This window comes from Streptosporangium album (assembly GCF_014203795.1).
Classification (GTDB): Bacteria; Actinomycetota; Actinomycetes; order Streptosporangiales; family Streptosporangiaceae; genus Streptosporangium; species Streptosporangium album.
The window spans coordinates 1,083,060-1,107,998 of record NZ_JACHJU010000001.1 but is presented as its reverse complement, the minus strand read 5'-3'; the positions used below and the strand labels follow the sequence as shown (position 1 = coordinate 1,107,998).

Below are 24,939 nucleotides of genomic sequence, written 5' to 3'. Positions count from 1 at the left end.
ACTACGGCGCGGACGGCGGGCGCGGCGGGTGCCGGCGCGGCTCGATCCTGGCCGGCAGCCGTATCGCCAGCAGGAGGGCCAGGAACCCGGCGGCGCCCCCGGCGGAGACCAGGGAGAGGGCGGGCCAGAAGGAGTCCTGCCCCCGATCGCCGGCATGGGGGACGGCGCCGGATGGTGGCGGCAGGGCGGCCGACTCGACCAGCCGGGCGGCCGCCGTCACCGGGGAGTCGAAGTCCTCCGATGCCAGCCTGCCGGGGTCGATGGATCGGGCGACCGTGCCCAGCGCGTCGCGCAGCGCGCGGCCAGCGGCCTGGTTGCACAGAACGAGCAGCGAGCGGCTCGGCAGCCCGGCGAGCGCTTCCGATCGGTGATAACCGCTGTCGTGGGCGGCCTCGCGGGGCACGATGGCGGCCTGCACCGCTTTGTCCCGGAGGGCGCGCAGTGGGTCGAGCGCCGGGACGGTCTCCAGACGCAGCCAGGGATGGCGCTGCCGCAGGATCTGCTCAGGCCGCTCCCGAGAGGGCCCCTCCTGGGAGGCGTCCGGCACCGAGATCCGGACCTCATCGTCCGGATGTGCGAAGGCCGCCGTCAACTTCTCCGGCCTGATCAGACCGATGTCGTAGACCAGGACGTCCCGGTTCGGGACAGGGATGGCGGCGACCTCGGAGAACCCCTGCGCCGCCAGTGGATTCACGGGCCACGCCGGCAGGGCACCCGAGAGGGCGGGATCCGCGGGAGGGATCTCCACGAGGACCACGGCCGGCTCCGCGACGGGCGCGGTCGCGGCGGGGGCGTCGCTCAGCCGGATCTGGTAGCCCGTCCGCCGGACGACCTCGGCCACGACGTTCCTGGCGAACGCGTCCTCCTGCCCGGACGGGGCCTGGACGACGACCGTGACCGGTCCCGTTCCGGCCGCGTCCCCTTCGGCGGGGGGATCGCCGCCGGGAGCGCGCAGCATCGCGACGACACCGGTGCCGATCAAGGTGATGGCCAGCGTCGCGAAAGCCACGACCACGGTGACCTTGCCGTGCAGGCCCCAGCCGGGCCGGGGCCGGCTCCCGCGGTCAGCCTGTTCCAGTCCGCCGAGCGCGGTCCGCATCGAGGGCGGCGCGGTGCGCGGGACCGGGCCCGCGGCGGCCGTCGGCCGGTAGGGCACGGTCGCCGTGGCGGGCGTGGCCCGGTTCTCGGGCACGACATCGGGCGTCGCACCGGGTGCGCGTACGGCCGGCCCCTCGCCGGTGCCCGGGCCCAGCCACTTCCACAGCCTGCGTACGGGCGAGGTCGGCCACCGCTCACCCGGTCCCGGGGCGGGCGGGGCCGCCCCGGCTCCCGGGACGACGCCTCCTCCTCCCGGAACCGGCTCGCGATCCTCGAAACCGGGCGCGCCGGGGCCGGGCAGGGCCTTTCGATGCCCCGCCGCGACGCTCGTGCCCGCACCGGGGCCCCCGGTCCGGGGATCCTCCGAACTTGGGTGCTTCGGCTTCCACCACACGCCGGTGGCGTCGGAGGGCAGCAGTCCGGAGCTGGAGTTTTCGAGCAGCCGTGCGGCGTCCGGTAGGTCCTCGGGGCCGAACGACAGCGGATCGGTCAGCCCGGCGAGCCTCCGCAGCATGTCCGCGAGCTCGACATCGGGCTGGGCCAGCAGGCCCAGGCACACGTTCGCCCGGCCGTCCCGCCAGGGGATCTCCGTTCCATGGCCCCACCGCACCTCGTAGGCGTTCTCCGGCGCGTGCCGCGCGAAGGACAGCCTGATCTTGTGCCGGGCCGTGCTGCTGGTCCAGGTCGCCGCGGTCAGCCTCGTCCGCATGCCGTACGGCAGGAGTGCGGCGACGGTGTCCAGAAAGCGCAACCGTTCGATCATGGGAACTCTGTCCGCGCCCACCACGCAGACGGGCCGCCCGGTCAGCAGGAGCGCGGCGGCGCACCGCGCGTCCGGCCCGGGGTCGAGGGTCGTGGGGTCGAACTCCGGCACGGGTACGACCAGAGGAGGGGACGGGGTCACCGGCAGGTCCGCGAGGGCGTGGTAGAGCGCCTCGTAGGACACCTGATGGACGGCCAGCTCCTGGTACGGGACGTAGAACCAGCGGGTGTAGGCGATCTTGCGGTTGGTGGCGTCCCGGTGCCTGGACCACTCCTGGGCCGCGAGCACGATGTGGCGCGACACCCGCTCGCGCTCCCTGGTCGCCGCGACCGCGATCGTCACCTGGGGCAGATCCGCCGAGAGACCCGTGGCATACCTGCTCCTGATCTCCTCGAACACCTCAGGCCCGAGGCGGTCGTCGCTCCAGGAGAGCAGCTCGTAGTCGTCGTGGGCGCCGGGCCGCTTCCCCTCCAGCGCCCACTCGAATCCGATCTCGCGGCTGGTCACGAGAGCTCCGTCGCCGGCCGGATCGCGGCGAGCCGCTGCCCCAGCCAGAGCATGGGCTCCACCACGTTGATCGGATGCAACTGCCCCCGGATGCGTGAGTCCTCGTCCGCCTCTCCGGGGACCATGTTCTGGAAGTCGTCCCAGTCGAAACGCTTCGTGCGCCGGTCCACGTAGAAGCCGATCGAGGATGTGGTGAAGAAACGGATCCGATCCGGGTGGAAGAACTGGTCGAGCGCGTTGAGCACCATGTCGGCGTTGCCGCTGGCCGACACCTGGCACAGCTCGTGGAACAGCTCCCGCGCGTCCTCGCTGGTCACCCGGGGCAGCTGGTACGGATCGTCGACGTCGACGGTGAGCAGCCGCCGCTTCTCGGCCGTCTCCAGCACCCGGGGGTCGTCGAACTTGGTGACGCACACGGCGATGTGGTGCGGCAGCTTCCCGTCGGCGAACTCGCCGGCGGCGAGCATCCGCTCGGCGAGCCGGGTGAGCGGGGCGTGCATGTGGTCGAAGGCGTCCCCGAGGGTGAACTCCCTGATCGGGTCGTAGAGGAAGACGATGCCCCGGCTCCGCTCAAGATTGTCCAGCAGCTCCTGCAGACGCGGGTCTTCCGAGCCGCCCGGAGCGCTCGGGCCGCTCGCCGGGTGCCGTCCCGGGCCGAACCATCCTCCGGGAGCGTCGATCATGCCGATGCCTATCCGGGTCGGCGGCCCCGGCTTGGCCTTCCTGCCCCAGAAGCCGGGCTTCCGGAGAGCGGGGCCGATCAGCGTCCAGTTATAGCGCTCCAGGGCCATGTTCGCCTCGGGGAACAGCTTGCCCCGCAACAGGGCGTTGGTCTTCTCGATCAGGTAGTCCGACGACGCGGGGTCGGATCCGATGATCTTCCAGTCGTCGTTGCTCCTGGTCAGGGCGATGAACAACGCCGCCAGCAGAGTGGTTTTGCCGCTGCCGGGAGCGCCCCACATGGCGATGTTGTGATCGGGACGTCCCCGGCTCGGATCGGGCTGCATGTGCGTCGTCACTCCGTCTCGTCAAGCAGGGGGAACGGGAGATGGACGGGGGAGGGGGCGACCAGGCCGAGATCGGCGGCCAGGCCGCGCACGTCCACCGCCTCCAGATGGGCCAGGGCCGCCGCGCCGATCCGGTGCCACGCCTGGTGCGCCTGGTCGGCGGGCTGGTCGCAGATCGCGCCCAGCACCGTGCCCTGCCGCTGCTGCAGGGCGGCGCTCAGCTTCCGCCAGTCGTGCCGGTGGGGGCAGGGCAGGATCCTGGACTGGTCGGTGCGAGCCGGGTGTGGCGGGCGGCCTCCGACCGTGAGGATGACGGCGGGCGTCGGATCCGCCCGGCCGAGCCGTTCGACCACCACGGCGAGCATGTCCTCAAGCTGCGCCGCGTGGGGATGGTACGGATATCCCCTGGTCACCACCCCCTGTTCCTCCAGCGCGCCGAGCGCGTTCAGGGCCTCTCCCGCGCCGGCCTCCCAGGCCGCGACCCGCACCGGGAACTCCGGCGCCGACGGGTCGTACGAGTGCGCCGCGTAGGCGAGGAGGGAGACCCGGAGCAGGTCGCCGAGTCCGCCGGAGGCAGAGCTGATCATCTGACGTGCCCGGCTCAGCCGTTCCGCGACCTGGTCGTCCGCTCCGCAGACCTCCACCGCGCAGACGAGATGCGCCGGGCCGGTGCCCCTCGCCAGCCGATCCGGGAGCGCGGCGACGAGCTGATTCCAGTCCCGGGGATCGGGCGAGAGCGCGGGCAGGCCGGTGAACCGTACTCGGCCGGGCCGTACCAGCTCGGCGGTCACCTCATACCGGCCGGGTATGACCGGGGCGGACTGGACGGACAGCAGCCGCGGCTCCGGACCCTGCCAGGTGACCACGGCGAACGCGGTGCCGTGCGCGCCCGCGGCTTCGCAGCGGAGGGCGACCCGGGTCCGGGCCCCCGGGCGGGAGCCGAGGGGGAAGAGCTGCCTGCTGGTCAGCCGAGGCCGGCCGGTGCCCGGGTCGACGAGGACGACCAGCTCGTACGACCTGGTCAGCGGGTCGTCCGCGATGACCTCCCGGATTCGTGCGGCGATCGGGGCTCCGGCTCGCAGCACCTGCGAGGCGGGATGCGCCGCGCGCAGCCAGGCGAGGGCCTGCTCGACCCGCGGATCGGCGGAGGACTCGGCGACCAGGATCACGTCGGCGGAGGACGAGGAGGCGCGGGTCGCGCGGAGCACGGCCTCCCGGGTCCCGGCCGGATCGGCGTCCCATCCGCGTTCGCCCGCGAGGCCCGGCCAGGTCACCGACCAGCTCCGGCCGCGGGGGCGGCCGTTGTCGTCCCGGTGGAGCAGGAACGTGGTGATGCCGTCGGCGGCGACCTCCACCAGGATGAGGCTGTCGGTGTCGGCGAGGTCGGCCAGGGCCTGGGCGATCGCCTTCCTGTTCAGATCCCTGTCGGGCTCCGGCACGAGGAGTTCTCCATAGGTATGTCGTATTAGCTGCGCTATGTCCCCGGCATCCCGATTAGTCGGCGTATATAACGTTAGGGGGATTGCTGGGGCGAGGCGTCGTGTCGGGCTTCCTCGATGAAATTCGATGGGGTATCGGTAAATGCGACATTGGGCGCTTATGATAACCCCTTCGATGGCCCGGCGCCGTTCCAATCGGCGCTGATGTGGTGAGGTCCCTTTCCGAGGAGGAGCATGAGAGGTTTCCTGAGCGCGCTGTCTGCGGGTTTGATCGCGCTGTCAGGAGCGCGCCCTGAGATTCTCCGGACGTGCCCGACCGAACGCGGCAAATTCGAGGGCATCGGGGGCGCCGTCCTCACCACGAGCGTGCTCGCCGTCGTCTCCATGACGTTCGCCCTCAACAGCGCGCTCGGCGTCAACATCGTCGTCGCCGTGGTCGTCGCTCTGCTGTGGGGCCTGGCGATCCTCAGCCTCGACCGGTGGCTTGTCTCCACCATCAAACCTGACGCGCCGAACCGCTGGACGCTGGCCGTGCCGCGCATCCTCATCGCCGTCGTGCTCGGCCTGGTGATCTCCACTCCTCTGGTGCTGCAGGTTTTCAAGGCCGAGATCGACACCCAGATCGCCGAGATGAAACAGCAGCGCGCCAACACCTTCGCCGTACGGCAGGAGCAGGGCGCAGTGGGGAAGGGCGTCGACCAGCTCCGCAAGGAGGTGGCCGATCTGCAGCAGGTGATTTCCTCCGGCGGCGACATTCCCCTTGACCTGGAACAGGACCCGAAGATAAAGGCGCTGTCAGTCCAGCGCGCCGATGGGCAGAAGCAAGCGGACAAACACTACAAAGAGTGGCAGTGTCAGCTCTATGGTGGTCCAAACTGTGTCAAAAAGGGCAATGGTCCACTCGCTCAGGAGAGCCGACGTGCATACGAAAAGGACAAGGAGCGCATTGAGCTGCTCACCCGGCAGATAGAGGGCCGCAAGCGGGAGCTGAACGCGACCGGGGAACAGGCCAAGGAGACCCGGCTCGCCGCCGCGAAGGAGGCGCTGCCCAAGGTCCAGCGTCAGCTCGACGCCGCGGTCGAGCAGCAGAGCTGGATCCAGCGGTCCTTCACCGAGAACAACCTGGCCACCGACGGGCTGCTCACCCGGCTCCGGGCGCTCAACGAGCTGACCGGCAAAGACTTCACGCTCAGCATGGCCCGGCTGCTGCTGTTCGCACTGTTCCTGCTCATCGAGTGCCTGCCGGTCGCGGTGAAGCTCATGCAGCGGCCCGGCGTCTACGACAAGGCGCTCGCGTTCGCCGAGCGCCGGGACCTGGACTGCGTGCGCAAGGAGTTCGGCGTCCGCGCCGGGTCCCGGTCCCGGCCGACGGAGCCCGGCGGGTCGGACAGCGTCTGGCGCATCTGGTCACCCCGCGAGGACACGTCGCGACGGCCCGGCGCCACCTTCGGGGAGGAGGCGCGGCCGCCCCAGGGACCGAACGGCACCCAGGCCGAGCCGACCGAACCCGACTACGAGTACGGGCCCCTGGAAGACCAGGCTCTGCGCGGCATGACGGAGACCCATATCCTGCGGAGGCCGGGACCGGGTGCGGAGCGCTCGGGCGGGATCGAACTGCTCCCCGACGAGGACTGAGGCCACCGGATGACGGCACGAATCATCCAAGGCCGGTACGAGCTGCGGTCCCGGCTCGGCAGAGGCGGCATGGGCACGGTGTGGCTCGCCTGGGACCGGACGCTGCGGCGATCCGTCGCGCTCAAAGAGATGGTGCTGGCGCCGCACGGCGAGGACATGGCCGTACGGCGGGAGAGGGCACTGCGCGAAGCGCGTGCCGCCGCGCGGATCCGGCATCCGGCGGTCGTCGACATCTACGACGCCTTCATGGACGACGGGTCGCCGTGGATCGTCATGGCGTACATCGAGGGCACGTCGCTGAACCGCCGGATCGAGCGGCAGATCCTCTCCGAGCGGGAGATCGCCCGGGTGGGACGCGAGGTGCTGGCCGGGCTGGCCGCCGTGCACGATGCACAGGTGCTGCACCGGGACGTGAAACCGGCCAACATCATCGTCGATCCCGACGACCGGGTCTTCCTGGTCGATTTCGGTATCGCGCGGATCGCCGGGGAGAGCGGCCTCACGTCGACCAACATGCTGCTCGGAACCGTCGAGTTCATGGCGCCGGAACGGATCGACGGGCACGCGGTGGGGCCGGAGTCGGACCTGTGGTCGCTGGGAGTGACACTGTTCTACGCGCTGGAGGGCTACTCACCGTTCCTCCGGGACAGCCTGATCGAAACGACGCGGGCGGTCGCCGCCGGGCGTCCGCCGCGCTTCCGGCGACCGGGTCCGCTCGCCGACGCGATCGCCGGCCTGCTCGTCACCGTCCCCGCCCGGCGGACGGGGGCGGCCGAGCTGGGGTGGCGGCTGGACACGATCCTCGCGGGCCCGGCGCCGCGGCCCCGTGGACGGGAGGAGCCGGAGCGGCGCATCGGCTCGGGAACGGGCCGGGAGGCGCGGCGTGGACACGATGCGCAGGACTCGGGGCCGGTCCGGGATCCGGTCCGGGCGGGGGAAGGCCGCGACGGCGGAAGCCCGCTGCTCGATCGGCCCCGCCAGGAGGCCGCCACCCTGCTCGGCTCGATGGAGCCGAAGGCCGCCGGGCGGCTCCTGGACGGCGCGGCGGAGGCGCCGGGCACGGCAGCCGAGGTGCTGGCGCTGCTGCCGCCGCCGCGAGCCGCGCGGGTGATCGACCACATGACCCCGCGTCGGGCGGCCAGGCTGGTGGGCGCGATGCCCCCCAGCCGGAGCGCGAGCATCCTGGCGCACGCGGATGACCGTGTCACGGCCGCCGTCCTCGGCGCGCTCGGCATCGTCCCCGCCGCGGTCCGCCTGGTGGAGGCGATGACGGTGCGGCGCGCCCGCCGGGTGCTCGGATACGTGCCGCCCGCCGTCGTCGCGGAACTGCTGTCCGCGACCTCGGACGGCCGTGCCGATCGGCTCCTCGGCGGGCTCAGCCGCGCCGTACGCGACGAGATCGCCCGCCTGGCCGGCGGAGCGTGACGGCGCCGGATCCGCCCGATCGTCGGCTTCGACTAATCAGCGGGTCCGGGACGGGCGGCACGTCAGCGGCACGTCAGATGAGCGCGGGCTCGTCGGTGAGGGCGACGCGGACGGCCGATGGATCGTCGCAGGGGAGCGGAACGGCGAACACCGCCGTACGCCCTCCGGCCGCGTAGACCACGAACCGCAGGCCGTCCTCGTCCCACACGTCCTGGACGTCCGAGGTGAGCTGTGCGGACGCCGAGCAGTAGGCGGGGCTGAGATAGAGGAGGCGCAGGGTGACCTCCAGCGGGATCTCCTGTGGTGAGGGTACGGCGAGCGGTTTGCGCAGCCGTACGAGAAGCCGGCGCAGGGGCATCAGCCAGTGGCGGTCCAGCTCCGCCGAGAGCCCCAGCAGGGCAACGGCCTCCGCCAGGCCCAGCGCCACGAGCCATGGGGTCGCCGGATACGGCCGCGCCCAGACCGCCGCGACGCTCATGGCGAGCAGAAGCGCCGCCCGGGCGAAACCGCGCCAGTTCACGGGCCGCGAGTGCGAGCCCAGGCAGCCGCATGACGAGGTGGGCGCGGCCAGGTGCGCGTAGGTGAGATATGCGAGGAATCCCGCGGAGAGCACGGCGGCGGCCGCACCCTCCACGGGGAGGGCGGGTGGCAGCAGCAACGCGGCCGCCACCACGAGCTCCAGCACTCCGACGATCCGGAGCGCGGGGACCGCACGTGCCGAGCCGACCAGCCGGGCCAGGGCGGTCTGCCCGGCTTGCGCCCGCACTCGCCGGTCGAGCAGTTTCACCAGGGCGGCCCAGAGCAGGAAGAGACTGATCACGTACGGCTGCAGCGCGGCGATCCCATGCATCTGTCGCTCCTAGTGAGGGGAGAAGACGGTGGCGATGTCGACCTCGTTGGTATCCGGGCGCCAGGCGCCCAGGACCTGCACGTGCTGGCCCACGCGCAGCAGTGACAGGTCGGCGGAGGGCGGTGCGTCGGAGTAGACGGCGACCGACTTGCCCGCCACGCGGTGGCAGAGGACCTCCTGCCCGTTGTGGTCGAGGTGGATCTTCTCGCTGGTGATGTTGCGGACATGGCCTTTGAGGTTGACGATGTTGAGCCACACCGACTCGGCGGCCAGTACCCCGTCCGGCATGCGGACACCCCGGGCGTAGAGGCCGTCACCAGGTCTGGCCTGGTCGAAGGTGGTGGGACCCAGCTTCCACAGGCTCGTGCCGTCGACGACTCTGATGCTGTGGAACACCAGGTTCGACCCCAGGACGAGGAGCGTGTTGTCCTTGATGGAACGGATCCGGCCCTCGGCGAAGTTGGGGTCGGGCGTGCCGGGCTCGACCTCGGGTGCGGCGGCGCCGAAGGCCGCCTCCGGGCCGAGCGAGCCCAGCGCGGTCGCGGCGACGATGCTTGCCCCGCCTCCGAGCACGGCGGACTTGAGTATCTGCCTTCTGCTGGTCATCGACGGGCCTCCTAGGGGGTCGAGATCTCGCATGGCCGAAGGCCGGCCGAAAGGCTGGCGATCCGGCTGTAGGCGGCCGGGGTCAGGTCGATCAGCCGGTTGCTGGCGCAGGTCGCGCCGCAATGTCTAATCTGCGGGAGTTCTGAGCCGCAGGAGACCCCGCCGGCGTCTCGCCTGCCGTTCCGTGCCGGAGGCCCACGTCGAATGTGCTGCGCCGTCCGGGCGATGTCGGGCGGTCAGACCTGTTCGAGCAGGGTGGCGATGCCGTCGAGCATGCGGTGGAGGCCGAACTCGAAGATGTTCTCCGGCTCGGATGCCTGAAACGCCTCGGTGCCGAACTCCGACACCATGGGGAGCCGTGCGGTGCGCATGGTGCGGTGGAGCGCGTCCTGCCGGGCGTCCGCCCACTGCTGCCGGGTGTGGCGGGTCACCCGCGCCGCCTGCGCCTCGTGGGCGAGGGGCATGGCCGCGCTCTGCAGGTATGTGCCGATCATGATGGCGACCTGGACCATGGTGGCGAAGTCCAGGCGGTGGCCGTCCAGGGCCCGCATGCGCCAGTCGGTGTACGCCATGAGGCTCGGGGCGATCGGCGGCCGGGTGGTGACCGCGACGAGGTACGACACCCAGGGGTGATCCCGGTAGAGCGCCCACTCCTCGCGGGCGGAGAGCTCCAGTTTGGCCCGCCAGCCGTCCGGGCCCGGTTCGGGCAGTGGCCGTTCCCCGAAGACGGTGTCCACCATCAGGTCGTTGAGTTCCTCACGGCTTGCCACGTAGCGGTACAGCGACATCACCCCCACCCCGAGCTCCGTGGCGACGCGCCGCATGGACACCGCGGCGACGCCGTCATGGTCGGCGAGCTCGATCGCGGCGCGCACGATGAGCGGCCGGTCCAAGGTCCCTTCCGGAATGCCGGTCTCGGCGCTCTCGGGCGCCTGCCGGGCGTCGCCTCCGGCCTCGGCCCGGGCGCCGGTCCCGGCGCGGGCTCCGGCACCGTTCTGGGGGTCGCCTCCGGTGTCGGCCCGGGCGCCGGTCGCCGAGCGGTCCGCGACCCGCATCCGGTAGGCCCTCGCCCGGCACGCGCGTGAGCAGTAGCGCGGCGGACGCCCTCGCTCGGCAAGGCGCAGCGTCCGTCCGCACATCTCGCACGTTGGCACGGTTGGGACCCCCTCTGATTTTCGTCACGGAAATCGTGTCGTGACGAAATTATAGACGGTGAACGCGCCGCGAAGCTTTTCGCCCATCTGAACTGGGGCTTTATCGTCGATAAATCATTCAACCCCTAGATGGGGTACGGTGTATTTATGACTCGTACGGCGTACTCACCAATGTCGCCCACAATGGCGCAACACGCACTCGAACTCCGTGACGTGGTCAAGCGCCACGGGCACGGCGATGCCGTCGTGACCGCGCTGGACCGGGTGACGATGCGCATCCCGCGGGGCACCTTCACCGCGGTGATGGGTCCGTCGGGCTCGGGGAAGAGCACCCTGCTGCACTGCGCCGCCGGGCTTGACCGGCCGACATCCGGGTCCGTGGTCCTGGACGGTCACGAGCTGGGCGACCTGGACGAGACGGCTCTGACCCGGCTGCGACGCGACCGCATGGGATTCGTCTTCCAGTCGTTCAACCTCGTGCCGACGTTGACGGTGGCGCAGAACGTCGCTCTCCCCCTCGAGTTCGCCGGTCGCCACCCCGACGAGCGGGCCGTACGGGCGTTGCTCGCGCGGCTGGGGCTCGCCGACCGGATCGACCACCGGCCGGCGGAGCTGTCCGGCGGCCAGCAGCAGCGCGTGGCCATCGCCCGCGCCGTGCTCTCCCAGCCCGCCGTGGTCTTCGCGGACGAGCCCACCGGCGCGCTGGACACCAGGCCGCGCGCGACGTGCTCGGCATTCTGCGGGAGGCGGTGACCCTGACCGGGCAGACGATCGTGATGGTGACCCATGACCCGGTCGCCGCGTCCTATGCCGACACGGTCGTGTTCTTCGCCGACGGGCGGATCGTGGACACCATGCCGCGGCCGAACCCCGCGGCGGTGGCCGCGCGGATGGCCCAGCTGTCCACGGCGCCCCGATCCGCCGGGCAGGACCGCCGGGACGGCGGTGCCCGATGATGTGGAGACTGGCCGTCCTCACCGTCCGCGCCCACATCGGGTCGTACTTCGCCCCGGCCGCCGTGATGACGGCCGGCACCGCCCTGCTCACCGCGTTCGCGAGCCTGCTGGAGACCGGTCTGGAGACCGGCCGCAGCGCCGGTTTCCTGATCATGCTGCCCGCCATCCTGGGCGGGTGGACGGTGGCGATCGTGGCTTTCGGCGTGGTCTCCACCGTCTCCCTGACGATCCAGCACCGGGAGCAGGAGCTCGCGCTGCTGCGGTCCATCGCCGCCACCCCCCGGCAGATCCGGCAGAACGTCGTGCTGGAGACGGCGATCGTGGCGCTGCCGGCGGTCGCCGCGGGCCTGCTGCCCGGCATCGCGCTTGGTTCGGTCGTCCTCGGGCGGCTGGTGGGCGGCGGCCTGGTCAGCGCCCCCACCGCGTTGAGCGCGGGCTGGCTCTGCGTCGCGATCGGCGCGGGCACGTCCCTGTCCGCCGCGGTCGGTGCCGCCCTGATCTCCAGCGGGCGCGCCGCGTCCATCCCGCCCGTGCGCGCTCTGAGCGAGGCGTCGCCGTCGGCTCGGCCGCTCGCCCGCGCTCGGGCGGTCAGCGGCCTGGGGCTGCTGGCCGTCGGTCTGAGCCTGGCGGCGGCGACCCTCTTCATGGCGGACGGCCCGCTGCTCTCCAGCACCGCCGGCCCGGCGGGCGTCGCCGTCGCCGTCGGACTCGCGCTGCTCAGCCCATTGGCCGTGACGCCCGTCAGGTGGCTCTCCAACGCCCGGCTCGGGGCCACCACCCGGCTGGCCGCCCGCAACGCCCACGTCCGTGCGGGGCACAGCGCCGGCGTGGCGTCCCCGCTGATCCTCCTGGTCGGCATCGCGGCCGGAACCCTCTACATGCAGAGCACCGAGGACAGCGTCCATCGCGGACCCGCCGTCGCGGGCGATGTCAGCGCGCAGCTCGCACCCGTGAACTACCTGATCGTCATCATGATCATCGGATTCTCGGCGATCGTGGTGATCAACACGCTCGTCGCCGCCACCCGCCGGCGACGCCGCGAGTTCGGCCTTCTGCGGCTGTCGGCCGCCACCCGTGGCCAGGTGCTGAAAATGGTCGCCATCGAGGCCGTCGTCACCGCCGGCATCGCCGTCGTGCTGGGCACTCTCGCCGCCGCGGCCACGACGGTGCCCTACAGCATGGTCAAAACAGGCTCGCCGATCGCGTCCGGCCCGGCGTGGATGTACCTCGCCGTCGTCGGCGGTGCCTTCCTGCTGGTGATGCTGGCCACGATCCCGACGACCATGGGCGCGCTGCGCGTCCGGCCGGTGGACGCCCTCTCCGCGGCATAGCCGCCGGGCGGGCGCTCAGCTGCCGGACCTCACGCGGGCGCGGCCGCGAGGAGGGAGTCGGCCACCGCGGTGCGGGCGTAGAAGACCGAGCGGCCGGCCCGGTGGGCGGTGACCAGGCCGGCGTCGCGCTGCCCCTCTCCGTCCGCGACGACGGGCTCTCACCCGCCGTCTACGACGACGTTGGTGGACTTGATCACAGCGATCGCCCTTCTCGGGGCCGTTGACGCGGCGGACGCCGGCGAGCGCCCTGTCCGTGAGCCGTGCGAGGGCGTCGATCAGGCGAGTACGGACTCCAGCCGGGCCGCCACCTCCCGGTATCGGGCCACCGGGATGAGATGGATCCCGTCGAAGGCTCCGGACTCCCTGATCCGGAGTACCTGCTCACAGGCGGCCTCAACGCCCGCATCGCGGTCGCCGGACACCTTTTCGACAAGCTTTTGCGGAATGTCGATGTCTGGGATGACCGCGGCGAGCCGTCGGGCATGGGCCTCGCTGGCCAGGACCATCACCCCCGCGTACACCGGCACGTCCACCGGGGTGGCCTCGCGCCATCGCAGTAGGGCCTCCATGGAGAAGCTGACCTGGACGAAGACGAAGTCCGCGGTGCGCTTCCACGCGGGCAGCGGGCGCAGGCCCGTCGCCGTACCGACCCGGAACGGCCGTGTCCCGGCGAACGCGGCCTCCTGTGACGCGGCGCGGACCTCCTCGATCATCGCGCGTACGTTCAGATCGCTGGTCCGCCCGCCCGCGGTGGGCTTGTCGCCGTAGACGAACAGGAACTGGTCGACCCCGTAGGCGGCGGCGGTCAGCAGGTCCCTGCGGAATCCCAGCAGGTTGCGGTCGCGGGAGTTGAGGCAGGCCCCGGCAGCTGCGCCGGTCTCGCCCGACAGGCCGGGGAGCCTCCAGCATGGCAAGATTTGTCACGCTTCGTACTTTTTATCCGCTCATGCCGGGTATATGGGTATAAAACCATTCCGTACGAAAGTCGGAGGGGGGCGTGGGTCATGAGCAGACCCGCAAGCCTAGAACACCATCCCGATCTCATCGAGATGCGAGAGCGGTACGAGCGAGCGGGCTCCAGCAAGCCGGCCCAGGTAATCGAGGGACTCACCATACTCGCGGGGCTGTACCTGGCGATCTCTCCCTGGGTGGTCGGCTTCAACGGCCTGTCCAGGCTCTCCGTGAGCAATCTGGTCACCGGCGTGGCGCTTGCCGCTCTGGCCATCGGGTTCGCGTCGGCCTACGGCCGTACCTACGGGCTGAGCTGGATCGTGCCGATCATCGGAGTCTGGACCATCATTGCTCCCTGGCTCACAGGCTCGGCGATGAGGGGAAGCATCTGGAACAACGTCATCACCGGCATCGTCATCCTGCTGCTCGGGCTGGCGGCGATGGCGGTGGGCGCCAGGAAGATACCCGGCATGTCGGGCGGGCGCGACAGGCCGGGCGGGCGCGATGTGCCGGGCGGCCGTGACATGCCGGGCGGCCGTGAGATGCCGGGCAGGCCTGACATGCCAGGAAGACCTGACATACCGGGCAGGCCTTAGGCCGGTACGGCGCGGTGCGGCGGGGATGCCCGCCGCACCGCGCCGAGCTCTTGGGATGGAACCGCTGTGTAATGTAATGAAATAGGGGTATTTGGGGCTCCTGTGGGTTTTTGTCCACATGGAAAGCCCTGAGCCGGGAAGGGCCTAAGTGGCGGTGGAAAATCCGCCCGGATGCATTCCCGGAGGTAGTGATGGCACCACGTACTCCGTTCACGGCACTCGCGGCGACATCCGTTGCCGTGCTGGCGCTGCTGGCAAGCGCCTCACCGGCATCGGCCCTGGCGCCGACACCCACGCCGAAGCCGACCTCGACCTCCTCGCACGGACGTCAGGTGCCGGCGCAGGATGTGCAGTATCTGATCCAGACGCATCAGGGCAATCTCGCTGAGATCGCCGCCGGCAAAGCCGCTGAGCGCAAGGGGAAGGCCAAGGACGTCCGTTCGGTCGGAGCCGTCCTCGCCGCCGGCCACACCAAGCTCGAAAGCAGGCTCAAGCAGATCGCGCAGCGTCTGAAGGTGGCTCTGCCCACGCAGCCCACGGCACGCCAGCAGGCCAAGGCCAAGGAACTGGACGCCCTGTCCGGCGCGGCGTTCGACAAGGCCTGGACCAAGACGATGATCTACAGTCACCGTGCGGCCCTGGGCGCGACCAGGAATGAGATCGACAAGGGGTCGGTGCCACAGGTCAAGGCGCTCGCCAAGGCCGCCGAGCCGGTCATCCAGGACCACCTGAACCGGCTGCTCGCCGTACAGAAGTCCGTCGGGGCCCTGGGGCAGGACCAGCCGGGGACGATTCTGCGGGTGTCCCTGTCACAGGCGGCGAGGAACCCCTGACCCGTCCACCGGATCCCGCTGATTTCCGCCCGGTCCCGGGGGCTAACTGTCGCTCTGGGCGCCGACACGCCAAAATTGGTCCGTGGTCAGGATCGGATCGGTAGGGATGAGCGATTGCGAGCGTGGGCAACTTCCGCCAGTGCTGGGCCGGCTGTTCCCCGACGGCGGTGAGGGACGCACGCTTGCGACCGCGTTGCCGCCCGGAGACGTGGTGTGGCCCGATCCCGGTTACGCGGGGTCTGTGGCCGGCCACCGTCCGGCGTTCTGGCTGAGTGACGAGGCGGTCGCCGGCGAGCTCTGGACCGAGTTACGGGGGGAGCACGGGCGTTCGGGCCTGTGGCCGGTGCTGCTGGAGGACTCCGTCCAGCCGTGGTCGGCGGGCCAGATCGCCCCGGACGCGGTTGCCGAGATCGACAACTACCACCCCGCCGCTTTCATGGCCGAGGTGTGGTCGGACTGGACCGAGAAGGCCCATGTCGACCAGCTGGAGCTGCTTGACCCGTTCGGACCGCGGTGTCCCGGCCCGGCCCCGTCCGGCGAGCTCGCCGCCGATCCCGGCGTGGTCGCCGACTGGTACGCCGGGATGGTCGCCGAGCGCAGGACCCCGCTCGGGCTGGTCGCGGCGGAGCGGGGGGCCGACGCGCTGGCCGTCATGGGGTGGCAGGGCGCGCTGAACCACAACGAGTGGATGGTCCCGCTCGCGGCCGTGGTGCGGAGCTGGGAGGACAGGTTCGGCGTGCGAGTGGTCGGCATGGGCTTCAACACCCTTGACCTGAGCGTCGCCGCGCCCCCGGTCACCCCGGAACACGCCCTGCACGTCGCCGCCGAGCACTGGACGTTCTGCCCCGACAGCGTCATCTACAGCGCGGGGACGCTGGTCGACTACGCGGAGCAGATCAGAGGCAGGAACGCCTGGTCGTTCTGGTGGGACTGATCAGCTGAGCAGGAAGTCTCGGAGCAGCGGGAGATACTCGGGCTGCTCGGTGGTGATGGAGTGGCCCGCGCCTGCGACAGCGACGAGCGTGGAGCCCGGCAGGGTACGCCGGTAGTCCTCGGCCACCTCCGGCTTCAGGTAGTCGCACTCGCCCCGCAGGATCAGCGCCGGGACCTTGGCCGAGCGGAGCGCGGGGCGGGGGTCGGCCTCGTCGTCGGGCACCAGCGCGTGGGCGGGGTAGGCGCCTTCCCGGAGCGCTCCCGGAGAGACGAAGACCGCCTTGGCCACGTGCCGGGGGTGGGCGGCCAGGTAGCGCGCGGTGAGTGAGCCGCCCCAGGAACGGCCGACGAGGATGAGCTTGTCGGCTCGCAGGACGCGCCGGATGGCTTCGAGGTCGGCCGCGTCCCGGAGTGTCTGGCCGTGCAAGACGGCTACGAGGGCGACGGCCAGCGTCACGGCGACCGCTCCGAGTGCCGCCGGCCCGGCCGTGCTGTACATCGCCAGCGCGTAGAGGGCCGCGAACAGCACCGCGCAGCCGAAGGCGATCAGCACCCGTACACGCTACAGCGGCTGGGGGTCGCCGGTCATGACCGAGGCTTTACCCGCGGCGGTCCTGACGCTTCTGGATCTTCCAGAGGGTGTGCTCCGACCGGTTGATGTGCCATTTCCCTGCTCGATGGGCCTGTGTGGAGGTAAAAAGAAGCGTTGACAGAAGGATCGGCGTACCGGTCGCCGTGCCCCTCGCATTGATCGTGCGAATATTCGTCGAATCATCCCTCCTTTGGCTGTCATCGGGAAGAATGCCCAGCTCATAGGCATGATCAACGGAAACTGCCGAACGGTTTTCCCGGTGGTTCCGGCCGGTTCGACGCACCGTCCGGAAGGTCAAGCGGTGGCTAATAGGGCTTTCTTGGCCGATAAAGGTAGATCTTCTGGGTCTATCATGGGTTTTGTTTTGCTTTGTCCTCGAATGGGCGCTAGTGTCCTATTTGTGTTCGGTTGGCGACCTGCCCTTCAGCGGAAGGAGCGGCCGGCCGGCGTCGAATCCCGGAAGCCGTCAGGGCCATGGGAACCGGGGACCCACTTCATGGGGTGAATCCGCCGCGATCATGCGGCGGTAGGGCAACTCCACCGCCCGAATCCGTCAGCTAACCCGGTAGACGAGATGGAGAGGACATCACTCATGGGACGTTGCGCTCCCTTCCCGCTGGTATCTGCCTCATCCGTACCGGCCTCCTAAGACTTCATTGCCGCGTTCGAACGCGGCGCCCCCCGACGCGCCTCGCGTAGTGCCCGGGACCGCCGGCACTTCCTCTCTCTCTGTGAGCGCGTATCCGCCCGTGCCTCTCCTGTGTGGCACCCGCGTCTCCCCGTTCCCTCGCGAAGGAGTCTTCCTCCCATGCGCTTCTCCCTTGGCATACGCAAGAACCGATATGTCGTCGCCGCTCTCCTCGGCGCGAGCGTTCTCACCTCCGCGAGCGTCGTCTCGGTGCTCCCCTCCGCGCTTCCCGCCACGGCCGACACCACCTCCGTGCTCCCCATCGCGGTCAAGGGTGCCTCCCTGGCGGCCCCGGCCATGGTCAAGACCACCTCCGCGAAGCCCGGCTCCGAGTCCGGCTCCGAGGTCGTCCTGCTGAACGGCTCGACCAAGGCCTCGTACTTCTGGGACGACTCCTCAGGCCGCGCCGGCGACACCGGCCTGCCCGCGAGCGGCAAGCCGATGCAGAAGGGCATGATCGCCAGCCCGAGCTGGCCGCTGATGACCGAGGGCTATGTCGTCTACCAGGGCAAGAAGGTCAAGTTCTTCGTCGGCGACCGCGGTCCCGGAGTGCCCTCCAGCAGCGGTGTCATGATCGACCTTGACGCCAAGACCTTCGCCGATCTGACCGGCGGCACGTTCAACCCCGACACGCTCGGTGTGGACGGCAACGGCGGCGCGGGCCACATCAAGGTCGACTACGTGATCACCAAGTGGGGCACCGGCCCGGGTAAGAAGAACCAGCCCGTGCCGTTCTCCGCCGGCGCGTGGGGCCGTGTCGACAACAACCCGGCCACCCCGCCCACGGTGGTCAACAAGTAATCGGCGGGAGGGCCGAGCCCTCCTGGTGCCTCTCCGGGCGGTTTCCGGTGAGCATCCGCCGGCTCGTATGCCGGATCAGAGGCAGGAGCGGACCCCGCGGAGGGGCCACGATCTGCCCCGCCCGCTCTGGCCCGAGTTCGCCGACGCGATCGACGAGCTCACCGCCGCCGGGTGGTGAGCTCCGGTACGGCCCGCGCCTCCCGGGGTGCGGGCCGTACCGGAGGATCAGACCTCGAGCCGCTCCTCGATGCCGCGCATGATGTGCCGTGCGAGCGCCAGGTTGGCCCGGGCGCGGTCGAGCGCCACGTAGAGAAAGAGTCCCTTGCCGCCCCGGCCGTTGACCGGGCGGATCACGTGGTACTGACCGCTGAGCGTGATGAGGATGTCCTCGATGCCGTCCTTGAGGCCAAGTGACTCCATCGTCCGCATCTTGGCCTTGACGACCTCGGTGTTGCCGGCCGCGGCGATCTGGAGGTCGAGGTCCTTGGAGCCACCGAGGGCACCCAGAGCCATGCCGCTGTTGTAGTCCACGACCACCGCGCCGAGGGCGCCGTCGATCCCCATCATCTCTTTGAGCGAGATGTCCATGTTGCCCATTTGCGTCTCCGATTCACTGAGATATCGATATGCGGGATGTGATGGCGGCCAGAGTCACCGCCGTCTTGCGACCCTCCAGTCGCAGGAGCCCGAGGTTGGTGCCCGGGCGGGCCAGCACTGTGAGGACGATCTTTGGGCCGGCGGCGTAGAAGGCCGCGTAACCGTTGGTTCCGGAGATCAAGGTCTCCTCGAAGGTGCCCTTGCCGGCCATGCTCATCAGCCGGCGGCTGAGGGCCAGGACCGCCGAGGAGAGCGCGCCGGTCTGCTCGACGTCCTCTTTCAGATCGCTGGCTATCGTCAGGCCGTCGACGCTGCAGGCGATGCTCCCGTTCACATCGGGTATGCGCTCACGCAGCAGCGCCATCTCCCGCTGTATCTCGTCACGCAGTTCCACTGGCATCCTCCTTCCGAGCAGCTTCAGCGTCCGGAGCCTCATCGGCATCGGACCAGGCTCACGTCAATGCCTCCAATGCGTCTCTGAGCCGGATGAGCAGGTTGACGTCGGCGGGATCCCCTGTCGCGTGCGGAAGCGGCGAAAGCGGCGCGGACGGTCCGGTGGCGCCCGTCGCGGTGTCCGGCGGTTCCCCGGGGCCTCCGGCGCCGTTCTTCACGCGCTTGGGCAGCGCGCCGGGTACGGTGCCGGATCCGGCCTGGGGAGTGTGCAGCAGCCCTGCCGCGGCGAGCTGCCGTACGGCGAGCAGCACCGAGTAGGCCGGGCGGCCGAGCTTGCGCGCCAGGTCCCCCGGGGTCGCCGCGGAGTCGGCGCCGACCAGCACCTCCCACTGGAGCGAGGTCAGCACCACCCGCTGGGCGGTGACGCGGCCCACCGGGACGACCGGGAGCGCGTCCAGCTCGTCGGACGGCCAGGCCTGGTTCAACTGCGCCCTCCTTCGCTTGCACTCCCGGAGCAGTCCGGTCACGTCGAAATACCACTGAGGCCCGAGCCAGTGCCGGTCTCCCCGCCGGAACCTGGGCCGGTGACCGGTCGCCTCGAACAGGAAGTACACGGCGTCGAGCACCGAGTTCAGTACGCAGAACTCCAGCTCGCCCCGGGTGAGGACGCCCTGGGCGACCAGGAGTTCACCGCCCCACCGGTCCTCGGTGGCGGCCTGCCTGGCCTGCCGTACGGCATGGGCGGAGATTCTGCGGCCGGAGGTCAGGAGATCCTCCAGCCGGGGGGCGGCCGGACTCTCGGCGTAGGTCACCCGGCCACCGGTGAGATAGAGCATCCCGGCCTTGCCCAGCCGGAGCGCACCGGTGGCGCGGTCGTCGGCCAGCCCGCTGAGTACGCTCTCCACGGTCGGCATGGCTCACGTCGTTATCAGGCGGCTGGACAGCGCCTGAAGACGGTGGCGGGCCAGGGCCAGATTCGAGCGCTCCAAATCGAGCCGGACGTAAATCACCAGTGGGCCGTCGAAAACCGTTTCCAGTGGCCTTAATAAATGATGTCCGCTATCCGTGGTTATGATCATGTCGCTGATCCGGACCGTTCCGCTGGGGGAGGTTGTGGCGAGTCCGTCCAGGGTTGCTCGCAGGGTCTCGCTCAACCCGGCGGCCGACTGCTCCACGCCGGTCCGACGGCTGCCGCCGACCCCTACGGCCGTCCCGCTGGTCTGGTCGATCAGGATCGCGTCCAGCGCTCCGGGGATGGCCATGACCTCGGTGAGGCAGTCTTCGATTCCAAGCACGGGGGCTCCCTCGCCAACGACTTCACGACGTCGCCCGGCCAGCGTAGGGATATCTCGAGGGAACCATGTGTCCCATTTGAAACTGATGTGCGCGGAGGTGAATGATTTAATAACCGCGTATAAGGATGTATATCCCGGAGGGGAAATCGCCCATCAGTCTTCGGTGATAAGTGCCTGCTCGTCCGGCTTGAAAACAAGAATGTTCTTCACATAAGACTCCACGGCGACAGGAAGGCCGACATCGTTTCCGGCCGCCTCGGACATGAACCAGCGGTGGTCGAGCACCTCGTGGAAGACCTGGGCCGGTTCCAGCTTGAGCCGCAGCTCCTGGGGCACGGCCTCCACCGTCGGATGGAAGACCTCCGCCAGCCACCGGTGGGCCACGATCGCCTCGTCCTCGTACCGCAGGCCGTACGACACCCTGAAGGAGTCGAGGTCGTTGAGCAGCCGCCTGGCCTGGTTCTCCTCCACGTCCAGGCCGGTGAGCCGGAGCAGCCTGCGCTGATGGTGACCCGCGTCCACGACCTTCGGGCGGACGATCAGCCGCCCCGTCCCCGCCTTGCGGCGGACCATCATCTCGGCGACGTCGAAGCCGAGGGAGTTCAGCCGGCGGATCCGCTGGTCGATCATGTGCCAGTCGACCTCCTCGATGATCTCGTCGGAGGTGAGCTCGTCCCAGAGCGCGTGATAGCGCGAGCAGACCGAGTCGGCGACCTCCTCGGGATCGGTGGAGGGGTGGAGCAGGCCGCCGGCCTCCAGGTCGAGCATCTCGCCGAAGATGTTGGTGTGCGCGACGTCGATGTCGTACAGCCGCTGGCCCTCACTGATCATGGGATGGAGCTCGCCGGTCTCCGCGTCCACCAGGTAGGCGGCGAAGGACCCCGCGTCCCGGCGGAACAGGACGTTCGACAGCGAGCAGTCGCCCCAGTAGAAACCGCTCAGGTGCAACCGGACCAGCAGTACGGCCAGCGCGTCGAGCAGCCGGGTGAGCGTGTCGGGCCGGAGCGTCCCCGACATGACGGCCCGGTAGGGCAGGGAGAACTGCAGGTGCTGGGTGATCAGCGCGGAGTCCAGCGGCTCCCCGGCCGCGCCGGTCCGCCCGGTGACCACCGCCACCGGCTCCACCGAGGGGGTGTCGAGCCGGTGCAGGTCCCACAGCAGGCGATACTCGCGCTTGGCGTAGTACTCGCTGATCTCCTTGATCGCGTAGACCCTGCCGGAGAGCCGGGCGAAGCGCACCACGTGACGGGAGATGCCGCGCGGCAGCGAGACCAGGTGGTGCGCCGGCCACTGTTCGAGGGGGACGTCCCAGGGCAGGCGGATCAGATCCGGGTCGCCGGGGGCGCCGGTGAGCTGCAGGGGCATGTCGATCCTCACGAGGTCGGGAGTCGGTGGGGAGGCGGTGGGGCCGGTCTTCACGGGCTGGCGGGCCGGCGAGGGAAGACGGGAGGGGAGAAGGCCCGTTGGACCACCGCGGAGAGCTGCTCCTCGGTGAGCACCCGGGGCTCCCCGACGGCCTTGGCCCGCACGTAGACCTCGCAGAGCCACTCCAGCAGCCGGGTCGCCTCGAACGCCCCGTGCAGGTCGTCGCCGACGGTGACCCCGCCGTGGTTGGCCAGCAGCGCGGCCCGCCTGTCCTTGAGGGCGGCCCTGGCGGAGTCCGCCAGCTCGGGGGTGCCGAAGGTGGCGTAGTCGGCGACCTTGACGGTGCCGCCGAGCAGCAGCGCGCTGTAGTGGATCGGCGGCAGCTCGGTCATGGTCGTGGCGATGACCGTGCCGAAGGTGGAGTGGGTGTGCACGACGGCCTGGGCACCGGTGTCCGTGTAGAGCGCCAGGTGCATGGGCGTCTCGGAGGACGGCTGCAGCTCCCCCTCGACCAGGTGGCCCCCGACGTCGATCACCGGGCAGGCCTCGGGCTCCAGCCGGTCGAGGGAGACCCCGCTGGGCGTCACCGCGACCAGGTCGCCGACCCGGGCGCTCAGATTTCCAGCCGTGCCGACGACCAGCCCGGTCTCGGCGGCCTTGCGGCCGTATTCACACAGCAGACGACGCTGCTCCGCCAGCAACATGTCAGCAAAAGTATGGCTATATCGCGCTAAGCAGCAAACCTCTGTATGGCTGCCGTGTCCGACGGTGGCGACGGCCCACGCTCCGGCTCCGGTCGGAGCCGGAGCGTCCGCGCCACGTCCGCCGGTCCACTCCGTTGTCGGACGCGCCGATGGGCCGTCTGGTTTTGTGCGTCCGCCGCAGACGTGATCTCCTGGACGGATGGACCTGCTTGACGACTCCTCGGTGGACCGGAGACTGGCCGACGTGCCCGAATGGCGGCGCGAGGGCAACGAGATCCGCCGCACGATCAAAGCCTCCGACTTCCCGACCGCGATCCGCATCGTCGACGAGGTCGCCGTCGAGGCCGAGAAGCTCAACCACCACCCTGACATCGACATCCGCTGGCGCACCCTCCACCTGACCCTGTCCACCCACGACGCCGGCGGCCTGACCGAGATGGACTTCACCCTCGCCGCCCGCATCGACGCGATCGCCGCGTCCCACGCCTGACGGATCCGGGAGCCGCGGGACTCGCGCGGATCGGACAATGCGAATACCCACTGTGATTGCTTGATCACTCGTTACAGTGGGTCCCTTGCTCGCCGTGTCTGATCCGTGTCTGGTCAAGGAGTTGTTGGATGCGCGTTCTCGTGGCTCTCGCCGCCGTCGGTCTGCTGAGCGTGGCCTGTGGCGGCCAGTCGACGACCGTCACCACCCATCCGGTCGCACATGATCCGAGCCCCACGGGGATCCGGCTCGCCGGGGGTGGCACGCTCACCAAGCCGGCCCCCAAGGCCTTGGCCGTGACCTACGACACCAAGCTGGCGCCGCTCGGGGCCTCGGCCGAGGTCGTGGCCGAGTCGGGGGCGGTGCTCGCCACCTCCACGGTCACGGTCGGAGGGCTGCTGCCCAACCGGACCTACGGCGCGCACCTGCACATCGCCCCGTGCGGGATCAAGCCCGACGACTCGGGTCCGCACTACCAGCACGTCCACTCCCACGCGAGCGCCACCAACGAGGTGTGGCTGGACTTCACCACCGACGCCCAGGGCGCCGCCACCGCAACCGCCAAACAGCAGTGGGCGTTCGCCCCTGACCGGGTGCCCCACTCCCTGGTGATCCACGCCAAGCCGACCGTGAGGGCCGGAGCCGACGCGGGCACCGCGGGCCCTCGGGTCGCCTGCGTCACCCTCACCGAAAGCTAGGCACATCCCTCGCCACGGTGCCCGGCCAGGAGTGTAAGACGATCAGTGTTGCATCGACGGTATGACGACGGTGACGGTCCGTCCTGACGAGGCACAACGGGGGCGGCGATACGCCGTGGTGGCCGCGGTGACCGCCGCCCCGAGGTCCGCCGGCTATGCCGGGGTCAGGCGTGACCGGCGGGGATGGTGCCCAGGCGGCCGGCCTGGTAGTCCTCGAACGCCTTGACGAGCTCCTCCTGGGTGTTCATCACAAACGGGCCGTAGTGCGCGACAGGTTCGCCGATCGGCCGCCCGCCGAGCACGATGACCTCCAGGTTGGGGCTCCGGCTCTCCTGGGTGCCGGATGCCCACAGGGTGAGGCTCTCGCCCTCGGTCCCGAGGCCGGGCAGGGTGCCGAAGCCGTCGAAGACCGCGAGCTGGCCCGACTCGATCGGCTGCCTGTCGGCGCCGGCCGCGCCCCGTCCCGAAAGGACGTAGGCCAGCGCGTTGAAGTCCTTGCGCCAGGGCAGCGTGAGCCGGGAGCCGGGGCTGAGGGAGGCGTGCAGCAGGGTGATCGGCGTCCGCGTGTTTCCGGGGCCGGTGAACTCGCCGACCTCGCCCGCGATCAGCCGGACCAGCGCTCCGCCGTCGTGGCTGCTGAGCAGGACGACGTTGGACCTGCCGATGTCCTGATACTTCGGCTCGACCATCTTCTCCTTGCCCGGCAGGTTCACCCAGAGCTGGATGCCGTGGAACAGGCCGCCCTTCTGGACCAGCCACTCCGGGGGAGCCTCCTTGTGCAGGATGCCTCCGCCGGCGGTCATCCACTGCGTGTCGCCGTCGGAGATCGTGCCGCCGCCGCCGTGGGAGTCGGCGTGGTCCATCACGCCGTCGATCATGTAGGTGACGGTCTCGAAGCCCCGGTGCGGGTGCCAGGGGGTGCCCTTGGGCTCACCCGGCGCGTAGTCCACCTCGCCCATCTGGTCCATCATGATGAAGGGGTCGAGATACTGGGGCTTGATCGTCGCGAGAGCCTTGCGGACGGGGAAGCCCTCGCCCTCGAAGCCGCTGGGCGCGGTCGTCACGGTCAGCACCTCGCGCTCGCGCACCGCGTCGAGCGGCTGGGGCAGGCGGGGCAGGGTCAGCGGGTTCTCTACGGTCACGGCGGGCATCTCGGTCTCCTTCTCTGGAATTCGCTGTCATCAACTCAGTTGATTCTTCAACTATTCCATGATGGGCCAGAACCGCGGCGCCAG

At 70.1% G+C, this 24,939-nt stretch carries 24 protein-coding genes, 1 pseudogene and 1 riboswitch; of the genes and pseudogenes, 10 read left to right on the top strand and 15 right to left on the bottom strand.

Annotation, left to right across the window (positions count from 1 at the left end):
- Position 1: 1 nt before the first annotated feature.
- Genes FHR32_RS05220 through FHR32_RS05210 form a run of 3 tightly spaced genes read right to left on the bottom strand, consistent with a single transcriptional unit; the run spans position 2 to position 4,814 of the window.
- Positions 2-2,368 carry a hypothetical protein gene (locus FHR32_RS05220; RefSeq protein ID WP_184753252.1) on the bottom strand — a complete coding sequence of 789 codons (2,367 nt, stop codon included), beginning with the start codon at positions 2,366-2,368 and terminating at the stop codon, positions 2-4.
- A complete protein-coding gene (locus FHR32_RS05215) occupies positions 2,365-3,387 on the bottom strand; it encodes a hypothetical protein (protein ID WP_312882021.1) in 1,023 nt (340 codons plus the stop codon). The genes FHR32_RS05220 and FHR32_RS05215 overlap by 4 nt, the downstream gene beginning before the upstream one ends.
- Entirely contained in the window at positions 3,384-4,814 is a 1,431-nt protein-coding gene (locus tag FHR32_RS05210) for a hypothetical protein (protein ID WP_184753251.1), read from the bottom strand. Before FHR32_RS05210 ends, FHR32_RS05215 begins: the two co-directional genes overlap by 4 nt.
- A 234-nt stretch (positions 4,815-5,048) precedes the next feature.
- On the opposite strand from FHR32_RS05210, the gene FHR32_RS05205 reads away from it, so the two are divergent.
- Together FHR32_RS05205 and FHR32_RS05200 are read left to right on the top strand one after the other, a co-directional pair.
- On the top strand, positions 5,049-6,449 hold the full coding sequence (locus FHR32_RS05205; protein ID WP_184753250.1) for a DUF4407 domain-containing protein: 1,401 nt from the start codon (positions 5,049-5,051) through the stop codon (positions 6,447-6,449).
- Positions 6,450-6,458: 9 nt separating this feature from the next.
- Entirely contained in the window at positions 6,459-7,874 is a 1,416-nt protein-coding gene (locus FHR32_RS05200) for a protein kinase domain-containing protein (protein ID WP_184753249.1), read from the top strand.
- Positions 7,875-7,947: 73 nt separating this feature from the next.
- Here FHR32_RS05200 and FHR32_RS05195 read toward each other — a convergent pair whose 3' ends face one another.
- The 3 genes from FHR32_RS05195 to FHR32_RS05185 form a co-directional block, all read right to left on the bottom strand.
- Entirely contained in the window at positions 7,948-8,724 is a 777-nt protein-coding gene (locus FHR32_RS05195) for a MauE/DoxX family redox-associated membrane protein (protein ID WP_184753248.1), read from the bottom strand.
- Positions 8,725-8,733: 9 nt separating this feature from the next.
- A complete protein-coding gene (locus FHR32_RS05190; protein ID WP_184753247.1) occupies positions 8,734-9,330 on the bottom strand; it encodes a cell wall protein in 597 nt (198 codons plus the stop codon).
- A gap of 236 nt (positions 9,331-9,566) precedes the next feature.
- Positions 9,567-10,484: a TetR/AcrR family transcriptional regulator gene (locus FHR32_RS05185; RefSeq protein ID WP_184753246.1), complete on the bottom strand. Its 918-nt coding sequence runs from the start codon at positions 10,482-10,484 to the stop codon at positions 9,567-9,569.
- A 147-nt stretch (positions 10,485-10,631) separates the two neighbouring features.
- Between FHR32_RS05185 and FHR32_RS05180 the strand changes: the two are divergent.
- Together FHR32_RS05180 and FHR32_RS05175 are read left to right on the top strand one after the other, a co-directional pair.
- A pseudogene (locus tag FHR32_RS05180) lies at positions 10,632-11,440 on the top strand (ABC transporter ATP-binding protein).
- Positions 11,437-12,771, top strand: coding sequence for an FtsX-like permease family protein (locus FHR32_RS05175; RefSeq protein WP_184753245.1), 1,335 nt, complete (start codon positions 11,437-11,439; stop codon positions 12,769-12,771). Before FHR32_RS05180 ends, FHR32_RS05175 begins: the two are co-directional and overlap by 4 nt.
- A 275-nt stretch (positions 12,772-13,046) precedes the next feature.
- Here the strand turns inward: FHR32_RS05175 and FHR32_RS05170 are convergent, their stop codons facing one another.
- Positions 13,047-13,685 (bottom strand): methylenetetrahydrofolate reductase, encoded by a 639-nt coding sequence (locus FHR32_RS05170; protein WP_246465985.1) that lies wholly within the window; start codon positions 13,683-13,685, stop codon positions 13,047-13,049.
- Between the two features lie 90 nt (positions 13,686-13,775).
- Between FHR32_RS05170 and FHR32_RS05165 the strand changes: the two genes are divergently transcribed.
- From FHR32_RS05165 to FHR32_RS05155, 3 genes are all read left to right on the top strand, one after another.
- Positions 13,776-14,318, top strand: coding sequence for an SPW repeat protein (locus FHR32_RS05165; RefSeq protein ID WP_184753244.1), 543 nt, complete (start codon positions 13,776-13,778; stop codon positions 14,316-14,318).
- A 191-nt stretch (positions 14,319-14,509) separates the two neighbouring features.
- On the top strand, positions 14,510-15,151 hold the full coding sequence (locus FHR32_RS05160) for a DUF4142 domain-containing protein (protein ID WP_184753243.1): 642 nt from the start codon (positions 14,510-14,512) through the stop codon (positions 15,149-15,151).
- A gap of 139 nt (positions 15,152-15,290) precedes the next feature.
- On the top strand, positions 15,291-16,085 hold the full coding sequence (locus tag FHR32_RS05155) for a DUF4253 domain-containing protein (protein WP_312882020.1): 795 nt from the start codon (positions 15,291-15,293) through the stop codon (positions 16,083-16,085).
- Here the strand turns inward: FHR32_RS05155 and FHR32_RS05150 are convergent, their stop codons facing one another.
- Positions 16,086-16,637 (bottom strand): alpha/beta fold hydrolase, encoded by a 552-nt coding sequence (locus FHR32_RS05150; RefSeq protein WP_184753241.1) that lies wholly within the window; start codon positions 16,635-16,637, stop codon positions 16,086-16,088.
- A 476-nt stretch (positions 16,638-17,113) separates the two neighbouring features.
- Positions 17,114-17,263, top strand: a riboswitch (cyclic di-AMP (ydaO/yuaA leader).
- 221 nt (positions 17,264-17,484) lie between these two features.
- Between FHR32_RS05150 and FHR32_RS46575 the strand changes: the two genes are divergently transcribed.
- On the top strand, positions 17,485-18,165 hold the full coding sequence (locus FHR32_RS46575) for a hypothetical protein (protein ID WP_184753240.1): 681 nt from the start codon (positions 17,485-17,487) through the stop codon (positions 18,163-18,165).
- Positions 18,166-18,390: 225 nt separating this feature from the next.
- Here FHR32_RS46575 and FHR32_RS05140 read toward each other — a convergent pair whose 3' ends face one another.
- The 6 genes from FHR32_RS05140 to FHR32_RS05115 form a co-directional block, all read right to left on the bottom strand.
- A complete protein-coding gene (locus FHR32_RS05140) occupies positions 18,391-18,762 on the bottom strand; it encodes a hypothetical protein (RefSeq protein ID WP_184753239.1) in 372 nt (123 codons plus the stop codon).
- Positions 18,763-18,775: 13 nt separating this feature from the next.
- Positions 18,776-19,162: a roadblock/LC7 domain-containing protein gene (locus FHR32_RS05135; RefSeq protein ID WP_221465267.1), complete on the bottom strand. Its 387-nt coding sequence runs from the start codon at positions 19,160-19,162 to the stop codon at positions 18,776-18,778.
- Between the two features lie 52 nt (positions 19,163-19,214).
- Positions 19,215-20,069: a DUF4388 domain-containing protein gene (locus tag FHR32_RS05130; RefSeq protein ID WP_184753237.1), complete on the bottom strand. Its 855-nt coding sequence runs from the start codon at positions 20,067-20,069 to the stop codon at positions 19,215-19,217.
- A 3-nt stretch (positions 20,070-20,072) separates the two neighbouring features.
- Positions 20,073-20,450: a roadblock/LC7 domain-containing protein gene (locus tag FHR32_RS05125; protein WP_184753236.1), complete on the bottom strand. Its 378-nt coding sequence runs from the start codon at positions 20,448-20,450 to the stop codon at positions 20,073-20,075.
- Positions 20,451-20,603: 153 nt separating this feature from the next.
- Positions 20,604-21,815, bottom strand: a complete 1,212-nt coding sequence (locus FHR32_RS05120) for a DUF4032 domain-containing protein (protein ID WP_184753235.1) — start codon at positions 21,813-21,815, stop codon at positions 20,604-20,606.
- 50 nt (positions 21,816-21,865) lie between these two features.
- Positions 21,866-22,519 carry a class II aldolase/adducin family protein gene (locus FHR32_RS05115; RefSeq protein WP_184753234.1) on the bottom strand — a complete coding sequence of 218 codons (654 nt, stop codon included), beginning with the start codon at positions 22,517-22,519 and terminating at the stop codon, positions 21,866-21,868.
- Positions 22,520-22,718: 199 nt separating this feature from the next.
- Here FHR32_RS05115 and FHR32_RS05110 point away from each other — a divergent pair, with 199 nt between their 5' ends.
- The gene (locus FHR32_RS05110; protein WP_184753233.1) at positions 22,719-23,009 is read left to right on the top strand and encodes a 4a-hydroxytetrahydrobiopterin dehydratase; all 291 of its coding nucleotides are present in this window, start codon (positions 22,719-22,721) and stop codon (positions 23,007-23,009) included.
- 128 nt (positions 23,010-23,137) lie between these two features.
- Positions 23,138-23,704 (top strand): superoxide dismutase family protein, encoded by a 567-nt coding sequence (locus FHR32_RS05105; RefSeq protein WP_184753232.1) that lies wholly within the window; start codon positions 23,138-23,140, stop codon positions 23,702-23,704.
- 164 nt (positions 23,705-23,868) lie between these two features.
- Here the strand turns inward: FHR32_RS05105 and FHR32_RS05100 are convergent, their stop codons facing one another.
- Positions 23,869-24,855 carry a pirin family protein gene (locus tag FHR32_RS05100; protein ID WP_184753231.1) on the bottom strand — a complete coding sequence of 329 codons (987 nt, stop codon included), beginning with the start codon at positions 24,853-24,855 and terminating at the stop codon, positions 23,869-23,871.
- Positions 24,856-24,939 lie beyond the last annotated feature (84 nt).

What these genes read in the sequence shown, in the direction of transcription:
- FHR32_RS05205 (WP_184753250.1), top strand. Translation starts at nt 5,049, where the DNA reads ATGAGAGGTTTCCTGAGCGCGCTGTCTGCGGGTTTGATCGCGCTGTCA.
- FHR32_RS05200 (WP_184753249.1), top strand. Translation starts at nt 6,459, where the DNA reads ATGACGGCACGAATCATCCAAGGCCGGTACGAGCTGCGGTCCCGGCTC.
- FHR32_RS05195 (WP_184753248.1), bottom strand. Translation starts at nt 8,724, where the DNA reads ATGCATGGGATCGCCGCGCTGCAGCCGTACGTGATCAGTCTCTTCCTG.
- FHR32_RS05190 (WP_184753247.1), bottom strand. Translation starts at nt 9,330, where the DNA reads ATGACCAGCAGAAGGCAGATACTCAAGTCCGCCGTGCTCGGAGGCGGG.
- FHR32_RS05175 (WP_184753245.1), top strand. Translation starts at nt 11,437, where the DNA reads ATGATGTGGAGACTGGCCGTCCTCACCGTCCGCGCCCACATCGGGTCG.
- FHR32_RS05165 (WP_184753244.1), top strand. Translation starts at nt 13,776, where the DNA reads ATGAGCAGACCCGCAAGCCTAGAACACCATCCCGATCTCATCGAGATG.
- FHR32_RS05160 (WP_184753243.1), top strand. Translation starts at nt 14,510, where the DNA reads ATGGCACCACGTACTCCGTTCACGGCACTCGCGGCGACATCCGTTGCC.
- FHR32_RS46575 (WP_184753240.1), top strand. Translation starts at nt 17,485, where the DNA reads ATGCGCTTCTCCCTTGGCATACGCAAGAACCGATATGTCGTCGCCGCT.
- FHR32_RS05140 (WP_184753239.1), bottom strand. Translation starts at nt 18,762, where the DNA reads ATGGGCAACATGGACATCTCGCTCAAAGAGATGATGGGGATCGACGGC.
- FHR32_RS05135 (WP_221465267.1), bottom strand. Translation starts at nt 19,162, where the DNA reads ATGCCAGTGGAACTGCGTGACGAGATACAGCGGGAGATGGCGCTGCTG.
- FHR32_RS05130 (WP_184753237.1), bottom strand. Translation starts at nt 20,069, where the DNA reads ATGCCGACCGTGGAGAGCGTACTCAGCGGGCTGGCCGACGACCGCGCC.
- FHR32_RS05120 (WP_184753235.1), bottom strand. Translation starts at nt 21,815, where the DNA reads ATGCCCCTGCAGCTCACCGGCGCCCCCGGCGACCCGGATCTGATCCGC.
- FHR32_RS05115 (WP_184753234.1), bottom strand. Translation starts at nt 22,519, where the DNA reads ATGTTGCTGGCGGAGCAGCGTCGTCTGCTGTGTGAATACGGCCGCAAG.
- FHR32_RS05110 (WP_184753233.1), top strand. Translation starts at nt 22,719, where the DNA reads ATGGACCTGCTTGACGACTCCTCGGTGGACCGGAGACTGGCCGACGTG.
- FHR32_RS05105 (WP_184753232.1), top strand. Translation starts at nt 23,138, where the DNA reads ATGCGCGTTCTCGTGGCTCTCGCCGCCGTCGGTCTGCTGAGCGTGGCC.
- FHR32_RS05100 (WP_184753231.1), bottom strand. Translation starts at nt 24,855, where the DNA reads ATGCCCGCCGTGACCGTAGAGAACCCGCTGACCCTGCCCCGCCTGCCC.